Origin of the sequence: Flavobacterium sp. LS1P28 (genome assembly GCF_003970335.1) — a bacterium.
Taxonomy (GTDB): domain Bacteria; phylum Bacteroidota; class Bacteroidia; order Flavobacteriales; family Flavobacteriaceae; genus Flavobacterium.
In genome coordinates this window covers 1-14,483 of sequence record NZ_RYDI01000034.1, presented here as the reverse complement: position 1 = coordinate 14,483, position 14,483 = coordinate 1, and the positions used below count along the sequence as shown (strand labels likewise).

The following is a 14,483-nucleotide window of genomic DNA, read 5'->3' as shown; positions in this document are numbered from 1 at the left end:
TCAAAAATGACTCTTAAAATACAGATTTACAATAATTTCAAAGAACTTGTTTTATTTTTTAGTGGACACTAGTGATATCACATAGTATAAAAAGAGGCTATAAATGAGAAATTTGACTTTTGAATATTTTAGAAATACTGGAATGTCTAAAAAACAGTTAAAGTATCAGGAAGATTGCAACGTTCCTGCAATCGGCAAGATGTCCTGTTGTTAAACAACAGATTCTTGCTGCTCTATACTCGGGACTCGTTAGCAGTGACACTGAAAGGATAAAAAGAGTTTGATAATAATGAAAATGAGAGATAATGGAAAGAGAAAATTCAAACAGAACACGCATTGTTGGGTTACGATTTACACCCGAAGAGTATGCGAAAATTGAACGTAAATGGAAAGCAAGTACTTGCCGTAAGCTGAGTGACTACATACGTAAACACCTATTTAATAAACCAATAAACACGACTTACAGGAATCAGTCTTTAGATGATATGACCCTTGAAATGATGCTGCTATATAAGCAATTAAATGCTATTGGAAACAACTTCAACCAAGCGGTAAAAAAGCTGCATACCCTTGACCAAATTCCTGAATTTAAAGTCTGGATTATCAGTTCTGAACAGGATAAAAAAATCCTTTTGAACAAGGTTGAAGAAATCAAGATATGCATCCAAAAAATCTCGGAAAAATGGTTGCAATCATAAAAACAGGACACTCTATCCACAAGGTTTTCTATTACAATGAAAACAAAGTAAAAGAGGACGTAGCAGAGTGTATCGGTGCTGGAAATTATTCAATTGATGTGGATAAAATGAGCGGTACTATAAAACTGAATCGTTTTCTAAAACAGTTGGAATTAAATGAAAATGTAAAGCGAAACAGTGTGCACATCTCATTGAATTTTCATCGTTCGGAAAATCATTCGAAAGAAAAATTAATGGCTATTACGGATACTTATATGGAGAAAATAGGTTTTGGAGAACAACCTTATCTGGTATACCAGCATCACGATTCCGGGCATCCGCATCTCCATCTGGTCTCCATAAATGTAGAGAGGGATGGCAAGCGGATCGACATGCAAAATATTGGTCTAAACCGATCTGAACCAGCGCGAAAAGAGATCGAAGAACTTTTTGGACTTGTTAAAGCGCAAGTACGCATAAATAATCAAGATTTTGAACTACATCCTATCATCTCAGGAAAGGTTCACTATGGGCGAAACGAATCCAAAAAAGCTATTGCAAATGTATTGGCCCAGGTGCTTTCATCGTATAAATATACCAGCCTTCCGGAGCTGAATGCAGTGTTACAACAATACAATGTTTTGGCAGACAGAGGCAATGAAAATTCAAGAATGTTTAAGACAAAAGGATTAATGTACCGGATACTGGATGAAAATGGCAAACCTATCGGTGTACCCATAAAGGCCAGTCTATTTTACAACAAGCCAACCCTGAAATTTTTAGAAGGAAAATTTACATCCAATACGATTGGCCAAATTTCCGATATGAGAAGGGTAAAAAACGCCATTGATATGGCATTTTTAAGAACGAAAATATCACTTACGGAAATGGTGCAACTACTGGAAAAAGATGGAATCAATACTGTTTTTAGAAAAAATGCAGAAGGATTACTTTATGGGATTACTTATGTAGACCATACCACAAAATGTGTTTTTAACGGTAGTAAGCTGGACAAACAATACAGCGCTAAAGCAATTCAGGAACGTTGTGAATCAATTAGCCCAGTAGAACAAAAAATGGGAAGTTCAGATAGTGAAAAATTACAGGGAATTACATCACAAACGCCTAATTATAAAATCAATACAACTTCGTTTGGTGATGATTTTCAGAATACTAAATCAGTTGGATCCGATTTAGTAATGGGGCAATTATTAGATATGCTTACGCAATCCGAACAGGTTGCTAATTACGTTCCGTATCAACTCAAAGGCAAAAAGAAAAAAAGAAGAGGACAGTCTAATAATCAATAAAATTTGAAATTATGGCTATGCAGACAGGAGAAAACGAACAGGCATTGAGGAAGATACTCGACATGACCAGACTAATCAGCATCATTGTTTTGGTGATCCATTTTTATTATTACTGCTACGTTGCCTTTCGGGAGTGGCATCTCGTTAGCGGGTTCAGTGATAAAATTATGAGCAATATTCACCATACAGGATTGTTCAGTAATTTTCATAAATCTAAACTCTTTGCATTGGGATTTTTGATGATTTCCCTAATAGGTGCCAAGGGACGTAAAGATGAAAAACTGAATTATAAAACGGCCTTTGCTTATATAATTACGGGTATCCTAATTTACTTTATAAGCTATCTTTCATTATATCTGAAAATAGAAATAGTACAGGCGGCGATTGCTTATATGAGCATTACGGCAATTGGGTTTCTTTTGGTGCTTTCTGGTGGAACTTTGCTCTCGCGTATTATAAAAAACAGGCTCAGCGATAAAGATATTTTTAATACTGAAAATGAAACCTTTCCTCAAGAAGAAAGGCTTTTAGAGAATGAATATTCCATCAACCTTCCTGCTAGATATCACTTAAAAGATAAGGTACGAAACAGCTGGATAAACATTATTAATCCCTTTCGTGCTTTGATGGTTCTGGGGACTCCAGGTTCTGGAAAGTCATATTTCGTTATACGTCATGTTATTACCCAGCACATCCGCAAAGGTTTTACTATGTTTATTTATGATTTTAAGTTCGATGACCTTTCCAAAATTACCTATAATACCTGGCTCAAATACAAACATCTTTATCCTAAACCACCACAATTTTTTGTTATTAATTTTGACGACCTGACCCGAACGCACCGATGCAATCCATTAGAGCCTTCAGCCATGAGTGATATTACCGATGCTTCTGAATCTGCACGTACTATTCTGTTAGGATTAAATAAAGAATGGATCAAACGTCAGGGAGATTTTTTTGTAGAATCGCCGATTAATTTTCTCTCAGCTATAATATGGTATTTAAGAAAATACAAAGACGGCGAATTTTGTACGCTTCCCCATGTTATAGAACTGATGCAGGCAGACTACGATAGCTTGTTTACCTTGCTTAGAACTGAAAAAGAAATTGAGGTACTCATTAATCCTTTTGTAAATGCCTACCTTAATAATGTAATGGACCAATTGGAAGGTCAAATCGCTTCGGCAAAAATCGCAATGGCGAGGCTTTCTTCTCCTCAGTTATATTATGTTTTATCAGGCAATGATTTCACATTGGACATCAATAATCCAGAGGAACCAAAAATTGTATGCATGGGAAATAATCCACAGAAAATACAAATTTATGGTGCTGTATTATCGCTTTATGTAAACAGATTGGTAAAACTAGTCAACCAAAAAGGCAAACAGAAAAGCAGCCTGATATTCGATGAATTTCCAACAATTTACCTCAACAATATGGATAGTTTGATTGCTACTGCCAGAAGCAATAAAGTAGCTACTTGTTTGGGTATTCAGGACTTCAGTCAGTTGCGCAAGGACTATGGGCGTGAGCAAGCCGATGTGATTATGAACATTACTGGAAATATCGTCAGCGGTCAAGTTACAGGGGATACCGCCAAACAATTATCAGAGCGTTTTGGAAAGATCATGCAGGACAGGGAAAGCCTATCTATTAATAGCGGGGACACTTCGATCAGTCGTTCCAAACAGTTGGAATCCGCAGTGCCTCCTTCCAAAATTTCCGGACTTAGTTCCGGTGAATTTGTAGGTATGGTAACCGATGATCCCGATTGTAAAATTGAATTGAAAGCATTTCATTCCGAAATTGTAAATGACCATCAAGCACTGAAAAACGAACAGGATGATTATAAAGATATCCCTGTTATTCGGAAAGTCGATAACGCAATGGTACAACGCAACTACTTGCAAATAAAACAGGACATCAAGGACATTATTTATTCTGAAAAAGAAAGACTATTAAATGATTTTGGACTGGCGCATTTAGTTATGAAAAAATAATCCTCATCGGTTTTCCAACTTCGTCTGGGTAGGGAAAAATTTACCTGTTCATTTATATAACCAATTAAAAAAAAATAAAATTATGGAAATAATGCAAAATCAGTTTTTAGACATTGTGAAATTTATAAAAGAGTCACGATTCAAAGCCTTTAAAATTATTAATACTGAGCTAATTGAGCTTTATTGGAATATCGGTGAGTATATTAGTAAGAAGGTTGAAAGTTCTGAATGGGGACAATCTGTCGTTAAGGATTTGGCCGAATATATACAAAAGAACGAATCGGATTTAAAAGGATTTTCAGATAAAAACCTTTGGAGGATGAAGCAATTTTATGAATCATACAGTGCTTATCCAAAACTCTCAACAACGTTGAGAGAAATTAGCTGGTCACATAATCTTGCTATTTTTTCAAGATGCAAAACGATAACAGAAAAAGAGTTCTACCTTAAGTTATCAAAGCAAGAAAACTATAGTTTTAGGGAATTGGATCGACAGATTTCATCCAGTCTTTATGAACGAACTATGTTGGGCAATGTAAAACTCTCAACAGTGTTGAGAGAAATTCATCCAGAGGCTTTAAATACATTTAAGGATAGCTATGTATTTGATTTTTTAAATCTTACAGAGCCTCATAATGAAGGAGACCTGCAGAAAGGGCTGATAAAACAAATGAAAGATTTTATCCTAGAGTTAGGCAAAGATTTTTTATTTATTGCGGAAGAATATAAAGTTCAGGTAGGTCATAGTGATTTTTATATTGATCTGGTGTTTTATCACAGAGGCTTACAATGTTTGGTAGCCTTTGAATTAAAATCAGATAAGTTCAAACCTGAACATTTAGGTCAGCTAAATTTTTATCTAGAAGCAATGGATCGAGACGTAAGAAAACAAAATGAAAACCCAAGTATTGGAATATTATTATGCAAGGATCAGGATCATGCTGTTGTAGAATATGCTTTAAGCCGAAGTCTGTCTCCTACAATGGTTGCTGAATATAAAATTCAGTTACCGGATAAGCATCTATTAAAGCAAAAACTATCTCAAATTTTCACTTGTGAACTACCAAAATAGCCCACAAATAAATAGAAATTATAAGTTTCTCCTAAAATTGGAAAGGGCTATTATCTGTTAGGTCATCCTGGGCAAAATTAAATCTATTGTTTAACAATTCCATTACAGCTGTGTAATTTGGAAATCTGGATCTGTTCTCTAATCCAAATGATTTTAATACATAAAGGCTGCTTTGCTCCAAATGCATTAAAAGATTTTCTCCTATAATTTCCTGTAAAGGAATCTCAATATAATTAGCAACATTCTCACCTTCTCTATGTAAGTCAGTGATAATTTGTCTAAAATGCATTGCATTCTCTTCCGTTAATAAATAATTTCTTTGAAGAATTGACATTTTAATATTGGCTTTATAATTAAAGATAGTGTTCATCAAAGCCATAAGTATTTGCCAATCAAGCCATCCTTTCTCGCGCAAATCTTTTATTCTGGTAATAAAAGCAGGAATATCTTTTATCTTCTCAAATGTAATGGCTATCTTCTTAAGGTTTTTTAAGTACCTAAACCCTATATTTTCGATATTTTCTTCATGATTATATAAATTGCTTGTGTTATTATTCCAATGTAATGGTTTAGCCTGAAAATGTGTTATGGGAAGATACTCCCTTTTGAAATGACTTCTTTTGGAATCATTAAACTTGTCTTTGGAAAATTCTTTTCTGTACATTAACTGATAAGCGTTCAGAAGTAATGCTTTACTGCCGATATCTTTAGACATAATAACTTTAAAAAGCTCCTCAAATCGTTCTGAAGGAAGAAGGCTCAATTCGTCAAGTATAATCTTTAAGACCGTAGAGATAAAAGCATAGTGACGATTTATTATTCGCGAATCGTTCGAGGCAACAAGCTGCAGGTATACTCTCCAGCTGTATTTTGAATTATCTGCAATCTGCTCAGGCGGCTTGGGAACATCGCTAAGTACAATTTCAATGTTAATTTCATCTTTAAGCAGATGAAAATCCAATTCGTAAACGGCAATGTCGGTAAGAAAGACCTGTATAAGCGAGCAGAATTCTTCACCAACTGAGTTTAGTATAAAATCATTTCTGAAAGTTACATTCCATACACTGCCGAAAACTTTCCAGCTCAAAGTTCTAAACTCCCCTATATCATTAATTGGAGGGCTGTCGACTTTGCTTTCCGTAATTCTTCTTATCGAATTTTCATCACCCGCATGTGAGATAACTCCTGCTGTAAAATCATGAAGCAAGTCTGTGTACAAAGATCCCATCTGCTGTTTTTCATACTCGATAAAAGCCGAAAGTTGAGGGGAAATTATAGGAGAAATTGCTAATATGTAGGAAACCTCGACCATTTTCTTCATTAATGATTCGTCCTCAAAAGGATCAAAAGGCCTCGGATCAAGTTCATTGCGGTATGCTGCCACCGTTTCAAAATTTTGCAGCGCATTTATCCAGGAACCTTGTTTGAATTCATAATGAAAAAGCAGCCCGTAAGCATCACTTATCCTTTTGTATAATGTGGGATCACCCGCGTTTTGGACGTACCAGATAACAGCAAGAGCATAATGCTTTGCCGCTATGTTCATCCCTACAGCGCAATAAAACTGTGAAATATTAAGCAGTGCCAAAGTATATCCCTCCGCATAATCATCATTTAAATACAGGTTTTTAGCCTTATGAAAATAAGCAAGTGCTTTTAGAATACCTTTGGAATTAACCGAGTTGAGATACTCATCACCTTTTATGATATAGCCTTTGGCAGTATCTTTATCCCTGTCCCTTGCCAATACGAAAGGTTCAAGCGCTTCGGAGAACTCTTCAATAATTTCAACCTCCTTTGCTTCCATTTTCATATTAAAGTACATCTGCAGAGCTAAACTGACACGCTCTCCTAGCTGTGATACCGAAAACATCGGAGCTTCAGGTAGAAGGGCAATAATCCGGTCAAAATTTGTTTTAACTTTCCTTAGATTCTCCTGTTCATCCCCATACTCAAGACTATTTCGGTTTAGGATGAAAAAAGATTCTATTTCCAGTACCCTTACCAGATCATGTTTTCTGTCTTTATATAATTCCTTTGCATCAGTCAGAAAATCTTCAAAGCGGCTGTACCATTCGGTAATTTTTTCTTCATTTATCGAAATAAGGGCGAACCTTGTTACAGCATCAACGACAGTAATCAGATTTAAGGCATCTTCTGCAGCCTGAGGTTTTTTATATTGTTCAAAATCACTAAAATACTGTTCAACCAGCGGTTCCAGCCCTTTTAATGAGTTTTCCGGTTTTTTATTAGCAACAGGACGCAGGGTTGACCAGACCAATTCATAAATTACCTCGCGCTTTTCTTCTGCGGGAGTCTGAGCATTATTGTAATACTCAAGAAGCAGCATGTTCCATTTCTGGGCATGTTCGAGAAGGTATTTATTTCTTCTGCAGTGTCTAGCTGCATATAATACCTGATAGAACTCCCCCATTTTGAAATCAATAATCTTTTCTACAACTTTCCATATCTCATAATCTTTGTTATAAGATTTATCATCACGGCTTCCTAAGTCCAAAACCGCCTGGGTCATCAAACCGTTGGAAAGTTTTCTTTCTTCAGGATCAACTGCCATAGATTTATCACTTACAATACCCCTGAGTTTGTCAAAGACTATATCGTGCTGATCCTTGGTTATAGGAAATGGAAGCTCCTCAATGGAGTTTTTAATAGCAGCAATAGAATTGTTAAGAGCCTGCTCAGCAGAAATCCCGGTAAAATTCCAGCGAATTGATTTAGCAAAAAGCTCCCAGGTTTCAATTGGGAGTTCTTCATATATCTGTTTTATATTATCCAAGTTTTCATTTTCTCCCTTTTTAAGCTTGCCGTATTGTTCTTCAATATAGGCATCAAGAATAGACTTCAGCTTAGCAGTACACCTCAGGAGAAGATCCACATCAAGACTATCTTGGCCTGCAGCCCAATCGTTCAATAGTTCAGCGTCGTTATCGCCTTTTTTCGCCGCAATGGATGTATTTGTTTCAAAGACAAATGTTATCTTATCCAGCAGATAGTCTCCCTTTACAAAAAGCATAAAAAAATGAGCTATTGCTTTTGTTATCTCGGTACTGGCAAAAGAAAAGTTTTTTGAAGAATAGAGTTTAAGCTGTTTAAATGTAGCTTTAAAAGTAGCAAGATCCCTCTGAAATATATCTTCTTCATAGTCGCAGTATATAATCTCATCAATACCGTTAATTTTATTTGACAACCATGTTTCTAAAGTTTTCAATTCTTGAAATTTGAAGCCTCTTACTGTCTCGACGGAATCGGTTTCTTTAGCAAAAAGATATAAAGAAGAAATGTGACTCATATAGTTTGATATTTTAATCTAAATTAGAATAATAACCAATATAATTACATTATTTTATCAAACTTTCATCATTAACTGATGTCTTTGGGTACTGCATACGCCTTAAAATAAGTTTTAGGAAATTTCATTTTTGCTTCATTTAGTTTTGTTATATCACATCCCATTTCCTTGCCAAGCCTCCTTGTTATCTCTAAAACATAATTACCAATTGCACAATAATATTTTTCATAATCTACACAATCAATGGCAATCATATCTCCTATTTTGTAACCCAAATCTGGGCATTTAGCGATAAAATGAGCATCCGCTATTGAGGCTCTGTGGACAATCGTATTCCTAATTTGATTAAGTTCATGGATATCTTTGACCAACACCAGATCTACATCGCCGCTAAACCCAATAGGTTGCAATAGAGCTTCAAATCTCTCTATGCCATAACCAAGCGTTCTATTCTTGATGATTTTATTCTCATACTCCTTAAAAGTATACTCTATCACATCCACATCTTCTGTATTCTGAACTATAAGATTTATTTTTTTACCTTTTCCATCATCAAAATCGGTCATCTTATTATTCCTAAAATATTCAATGATGAGAGTCTTAACTGTATTTTCCAGATTTGCGTACATCATTAATAAAGACTGAGAATACAAAAAAGGAAAACCGGCATCAATCTCTTCACATGCAACATCAGCTATTCTTTTGGGTTCTTTAGTTAATTCTTCAATATCTAATGTAGAGTTCTCGATTTTGTGAAGATATTCCATTATTCTCGGCGTCTCCTTGGCTTGTTTAAGACCAATACATGAAGCTTCAATGATATCATGTAATTTAAAAATACTTAATAAAAAATATATAAAAGGCTGATTTAGTTTTTTATAATATTCCTTGCTATCTAATTGTTCCATAAATCTATGAATTGGTTATTTTTTTATCTTAATACTAATTTCCCTGATTTCTTTCCTCATTTCCATAATTAAATCCTGTAAACTAATTAAATCGTTATTATCTAACTTCTTATCATTTCGTCCAATATTACACTCGTATTCCCAAATCTCAAGAATATCCGAAGCTTTGACTTCATAAGCAGGATAAAAACTATTGTCAGATTCAAGAACGAGTGCGTTTTTCTTGTTTTTATTCAATCGCTTATACACCATACCCTCATTTTTGGTTATAAATATATAAGTCTTCCCATCCATAACTTCACCTAATTTTTCAATATAACGCCCGACAATGATGGAACCGTCTTCATGCGGTGGCATAGAATCTCCTTCCACTGGAAAACCCCTGTGCTTTCCTAGTCCCAAAAAAGGCAATGAAATTTGCTGCAGACTTTCAATATATTCCGGATCGGCATAACCATTTAAGTAGCCAGCCTTAACTTTCTGTGTTACGACTTCAATATAATTCTCTCCGGCTGCATCAACAGTAATCGGCAGTACCAATCTGTTATTTTCTAATTTCAATAAATCATCCGTTGGAATTTTCCGCACGTCTACAGAAAGCAACAGGTCAATACTGATATGATAATAATGCGCTATTTTCTTCAGTATTTCATATGGTGCTTCTGAGGTTCCGTTCTCGTACTTTACGTACCTCCCTCGTGTGATTAGAAGGCTCTCAGCGAGTTTTTCCTGAGAAATCTTCTTTTTCATCCTAAGGTTTCTAATGTTGTCGGAGAATAAAGACATATTTATTTTGTTACAATTTGTAACAGCAAATATAAATATTTTTGTTACAACCTGTACTAATTTTGTACTGTATAAATTATGGAATGACTATGGAAAGAGCAATTGTACATATGGATTTGGATACGTTTTTTGTATCCTGTGAGAGGTTAGGCAACACAAAAATAGAAGGCATCCCTTTAATTATTGGTGGTGGTGACCGTGGTGTTGTGGCATCCTGTTCTTATGAGGCTCGAACGTTCGGAGTTCGTTCAGCAATGCCAATTAAAATGGCGCTTAGGCTTTGCCCGCATGCAAAAGTGATGAAAGGGGATATGGAACTATATTCTAAATTATCACATGTTGTTACCCAAGTCATTGAAGAAAAAGCGCCAATAATGGAAAAGGCAAGCATTGATGAATTCTATCTTGACATTAGCGGTATGGATAAATTTTACGGAGGTTATAAATGGACCAACGAACTGGCACAATCCGTTACCAAAGAAACCGGTTTACCCATAAGCTTTGCTTTATCGGTTAACAAAACCGTTTCTAAAATTGCAACAGGGGAGGGGAAACCAAAAGGAAATCTAGAAATATCCCAGAATATGGTAAAGCCATTCTTAAATCCACTGTCCATCCAAAAAATCCCCATGGTGGGCGATGTAACGTTTCAATTATTGTCAAGAATTGGTATCCGAACAATTCAGACACTTTCTGAAATGCCTGCTGAGGTATTGCAACGAATGATCGGAAAAAACGGAATCGAAATATGGAAGAAAGCCAATGGAATAGACAACAATCCTGTGGAGCCCTACACGGAACGCAAATCAATTTCGACAGAACATACATTTTCACAAGATACGATCGATATTCAAAAACTGAAATCTGTACTTATTGGCATGGTAGAAAAACTGGCCTTTCAACTACGTTCAGAAGAATGGCTTACCTCAACAGTAGTCATTAAAATACGTTATGCCAATTTCGATACGGAAACCAAACAATGCCGGATACAATATACATCTGCGGATCACATCCTCACAAAAAGCGTTACCGATTTATTTGATAAAGTATACCAACGTCGAATGCGTCTTAGGTTAATCGGAATTCGTTTCAGCGGATTGGTTAGAGGCACCTATCAAATCGACCTATTTGAAGATACCGAAGAAATGCTGTCATTATACCAAGCCATGGACAAAATGAAAAGCCGTTATGGTTTTGATGCTGTAATGCGATGTGCTGGCGCAACCTTCAAGGCCAATAACAAAGCAGAAATTTTAAAACGTAAATTCTAATTCACAATGTACCTCAACTGTCATTCCTTTCATTCCCTACGCTACGGTACCATTCCGCTGATGGACTTGGTACAACAAGCAGTTGCATCTAATGTCAAAGCTATGGCATTGACAGATATTAATACGGTAACCGGTATTTACGATTTCATAAAAGCATGCAATAAGCTTGGGATAAAACCACTGGTCGGTATGGAATTTCGATATAATCATAAGTTACATTATATTGGTCTGGCCAAAAATGCTGAAGGTCTTGCAGAAATGAATCGATTTCTTACCAAACATAATTTTGAGGATACAACTTTGCCTTTGGAAGCACCTGAATTTAGTGATGTTTTTATAATTTATTCATTTGAAAATGCACCAGCAGTTTTAAATAAAAACGAATACATCGGCATTCGTCCTGAACAGCTCCCAAAATTATACCTACAGGAATGGAAAAATAAACAGCGCAAAATGATCATCCTCCAACCGGTAACATTCCGCACAAAAAAAGAATTCAATCTGCACAAAATCCTGCGTGCTATCGATACGAATGTCATTTTATCCAAACTTACTGAAGAGGATTACTGTAAAACTTCTGAAGTGATGCAACCTTTGGACGAACTACTGGTAAAATATAACGAGTACCCAGAGATAGTAGCGAATACCGAAAAAATAATTCAGGAATGCAATTTCGAATTCGATTTCAAAACCCCAAAAAATAAAAAGTATTATACCAACGGCAGGAAGAGTGATATGGCATTACTTACGAGCCTTGCACACCAAGGCCTTGTTTGGAGATACGGCGACAATAACCCTCAGGCAAAAGCCAGAGTGGAAAAAGAATTAAAAGTGATTGATGAATTGGAATTCAGTGGCTATTTTTTAATAACCTGGGATATTATTCGCTACAGTAACAGCAGGGGATTTTTACATATCGGTCGTGGGAGCGGCGCAAATAGCATCGTGAGTTATTGCCTTGGTATTACTGACATTTGCCCAATAGAATTGGATTTATATTTTGAGCGCTTCCTGAATGTGAACCGTAAAAGTCCACCGGATTTTGATATTGACTGGTCCTGGAAAGAACGCGACATCATACTCGAATATATTTTCAATCGCTACGGAGCTGATCATGTAGCTTTTTGCGGGACTAACGTAGAATTCAAATACCGCTCAATATTCAGGGAAGTCGGAAAAGTATTTGGCTTACCAAAGGAAGAATTGGATATGCTGGCTAAAAAACCAATGGCTTTACATGATAAAAATTCAATAGTAAAGTATGTACAGGAATACGGAATGATGCTCGAAAAATACCCAAATCAGAGAAGTATGCATTCCTGTGGCATATTGATTTCAGAGGAACCCATTACCAACTACACGGTGCTGGAGATGCCTCCAAAAGGGTTTCCTATTGTACTTTTCGATATGCATATTGCAGAGGATATTGGTTTTGAAAAATTCGATATTTTAAGCCAGCGTGGTATTGGGCATATTGATGATAGCGTAAAGCTGATTCAAAAGAACCGTGGCATTAAAGTAGATATTCGCAATACGGCTCTATCCAAGGATGAGGCTCTTGCAAATACCTTTTTGGGACGAGGAAAAACCATCGGCTGCTTTTATATCGAAAGTCCTGCCATGCGTGGACTGCTTCGCCGACTTAAATGCGATAATTACAAAACACTTGTAGCAGCTTCATCGATTATTCGTCCGGGTGTAGCCCAATCAGGAATGATGAAAGAATACATTTTCCGACATAATCATCCCGATAAGTTTGAGTATTTTCATGAGGTTTTTAAGGAACAGCTGGGCGAAACATACGGGATCATGGTGTATCAGGAAGATGTAATCAAGATTGCCTTGCATTACGGTGGCCTTCCGGCAGCTGATGGAGACATACTACGCCGTGCCATGAGTGGCAAAGGGCGTTCAAAAGCGGCACTGCAAAAAGTGAAAGATAATTTTTTTACCTGCTGTGCGCAAAAAGGACATCCCGTAAAACTGAGTGAAGAAATATACAGACAAATCGAATCTTTCGCTGGATACTCATTTTGCAAGGCGCATTCTGCATCTTACGCCGTTGAAAGTTACCAAAGTCTCTACCTGAAGGTATATTATCCTGTCGAATTTATGGTAGCGGTCATCAATAATCAGGGAGGTTTTTATCGTACTGAAGTCTACGTTCATGAGGCAAGAATGTCTGGAGCTACCATACACAATCCATGTGTCAATAAGAGTGAATACGAAACTACAGTATATGGCATCGACATCTATTTAGGCTTGATGCATCTTGAAGGTTTGGAAACTAAAATAGCACATGCTATAGTCACGGAGCGTGAGGAACATGGTGAATTCAAATCATTGGAAGATTTCATCAATCGAATCCCCATAGGAATTGAAGGAATCCAGATTCTGATTTTTATTGGTGCTTTCCATTTTACCGGCAAAACAAAAAACCAATTACTCGTAATTGCCAGACTAATTTTGGTAAACTTCAAACCCGAAAACCGAAACATGCTACTGCTTCAGGAACCTGTCAAAGAGTATAAACTGCCTGTATTGGAACGCTCTCCTTTTGAAGATGCCTTTGATGAAATAGAACTCTTAAGTTTTCCAGTATCCTGTTCCCCTTTCGATCTGTTGCAGACCAGTTACAAGGGTGATGTAATGGCAAAGGATTTGGTAAAACACCATAAAAAAACAGTAAAAATGCTCGCTTATCTGATTTCCCGCAAACACGTGCCTACCAAAAAAGGAACAATGTATTTTGGTACTTGGGTAGACATAGAAGGGGAATATTTCGATACGGCGCACTTTACGGACAGCCTTGAAAAATATCCTTTTCAGGGTGGTGGTTGTTACCTACTACTAGGAACTGTAGAAGTAGATTACCATTTTCCTACCGTTACTGTTACCAAAATGGCAAAGATGCCTTTCATTCCTGATCCGCGATATTCAAATACTACAGACAGGCAATATAAGGTCCACGAACATATTCGGGAAGACATCAGCATGACACATCGGGCTCCATATCCTCAGGAGCATGAAATTAATTTGCCAAGGCAGAAAATGAATACATGATAACTAGTAATGCGAATCAAGGGTTGAAAAAAAAGTATAAAAAAGAAAGAAATATCTTTCAAAAAATTAGTTTAATAAGCTGATAA

9 protein-coding genes are annotated in these 14,483 nt (G+C 36.3%); 6 read left to right on the top strand and 3 right to left on the bottom strand.

The genetic code is table 11. The annotated features are described in order from the left end of the window. Positions 1–305: 305 nt before the first annotated feature. From EKL97_RS15430 to EKL97_RS15415, 4 genes are all read left to right on the top strand, one after another. Entirely contained in the window at positions 306–698 is a 393-nt protein-coding gene (locus EKL97_RS15430) for a plasmid mobilization protein (RefSeq protein ID WP_199742848.1), read from the top strand. After that, entirely contained in the window at positions 683–1,987 is a 1,305-nt protein-coding gene (locus EKL97_RS15425) for a relaxase/mobilization nuclease domain-containing protein (RefSeq protein ID WP_126569299.1), read from the top strand. Before EKL97_RS15430 ends, EKL97_RS15425 begins: the two co-directional genes overlap by 16 nt. A 17-nt stretch (positions 1,988–2,004) precedes the next feature. Beyond that, entirely contained in the window at positions 2,005–3,987 is a 1,983-nt protein-coding gene (gene mobC, locus EKL97_RS15420; protein WP_126569302.1) for a conjugal transfer protein MobC, read from the top strand. 91 nt (positions 3,988–4,078) lie between these two features. Continuing rightward, a complete protein-coding gene (locus tag EKL97_RS15415) occupies positions 4,079–5,059 on the top strand; it encodes a YhcG family protein (protein WP_126569301.1) in 981 nt (326 codons plus the stop codon). Between the two features lie 31 nt (positions 5,060–5,090). Here the strand turns inward: EKL97_RS15415 and EKL97_RS15410 are convergent, their stop codons facing one another. The 3 genes from EKL97_RS15410 to EKL97_RS15400 all read right to left on the bottom strand — a co-directional run bounded on the left by EKL97_RS15410 (position 5,091) and on the right by EKL97_RS15400 (position 10,063). After that, a complete protein-coding gene (locus EKL97_RS15410) occupies positions 5,091–8,369 on the bottom strand; it encodes a hypothetical protein (RefSeq protein ID WP_126569298.1) in 3,279 nt (1,092 codons plus the stop codon). Between the two features lie 71 nt (positions 8,370–8,440). After that, a complete protein-coding gene (locus EKL97_RS15405; RefSeq protein WP_126569297.1) occupies positions 8,441–9,277 on the bottom strand; it encodes a hypothetical protein in 837 nt (278 codons plus the stop codon). A 15-nt stretch (positions 9,278–9,292) separates the two neighbouring features. Further along, positions 9,293–10,063 carry an XRE family transcriptional regulator gene (locus EKL97_RS15400; protein ID WP_126569296.1) on the bottom strand — a complete coding sequence of 257 codons (771 nt, stop codon included), beginning with the start codon at positions 10,061–10,063 and terminating at the stop codon, positions 9,293–9,295. Positions 10,064–10,152: 89 nt separating this feature from the next. On the opposite strand from EKL97_RS15400, the gene dinB reads away from it, so the two are divergent. Next, on the top strand, positions 10,153–11,334 hold the full coding sequence (gene dinB / locus EKL97_RS15395) for a DNA polymerase IV (protein ID WP_126569295.1): 1,182 nt from the start codon (positions 10,153–10,155) through the stop codon (positions 11,332–11,334). A gap of 6 nt (positions 11,335–11,340) precedes the next feature. After that, complete coding sequence (locus EKL97_RS15390; RefSeq protein ID WP_126569294.1) at positions 11,341–14,397, top strand: DNA polymerase III subunit alpha; 3,057 nt, start codon at positions 11,341–11,343, stop codon at positions 14,395–14,397. Positions 14,398–14,483 lie beyond the last annotated feature (86 nt).

What these genes read in the sequence shown, in the direction of transcription:
- EKL97_RS15430 (WP_199742848.1), top strand. Translation starts at nt 306, where the DNA reads ATGGAAAGAGAAAATTCAAACAGAACACGCATTGTTGGGTTACGATTT.
- EKL97_RS15425 (WP_126569299.1), top strand. Translation starts at nt 683, where the DNA reads ATGGTTGCAATCATAAAAACAGGACACTCTATCCACAAGGTTTTCTAT.
- mobC (WP_126569302.1), top strand. Translation starts at nt 2,005, where the DNA reads ATGCAGACAGGAGAAAACGAACAGGCATTGAGGAAGATACTCGACATG.
- EKL97_RS15415 (WP_126569301.1), top strand. Translation starts at nt 4,079, where the DNA reads ATGCAAAATCAGTTTTTAGACATTGTGAAATTTATAAAAGAGTCACGA.
- EKL97_RS15410 (WP_126569298.1), bottom strand. Translation starts at nt 8,369, where the DNA reads ATGAGTCACATTTCTTCTTTATATCTTTTTGCTAAAGAAACCGATTCC.
- EKL97_RS15405 (WP_126569297.1), bottom strand. Translation starts at nt 9,277, where the DNA reads ATGGAACAATTAGATAGCAAGGAATATTATAAAAAACTAAATCAGCCT.
- EKL97_RS15400 (WP_126569296.1), bottom strand. Translation starts at nt 10,063, where the DNA reads ATGTCTTTATTCTCCGACAACATTAGAAACCTTAGGATGAAAAAGAAG.
- dinB (WP_126569295.1), top strand. Translation starts at nt 10,153, where the DNA reads ATGGAAAGAGCAATTGTACATATGGATTTGGATACGTTTTTTGTATCC.
- EKL97_RS15390 (WP_126569294.1), top strand. Translation starts at nt 11,341, where the DNA reads ATGTACCTCAACTGTCATTCCTTTCATTCCCTACGCTACGGTACCATT.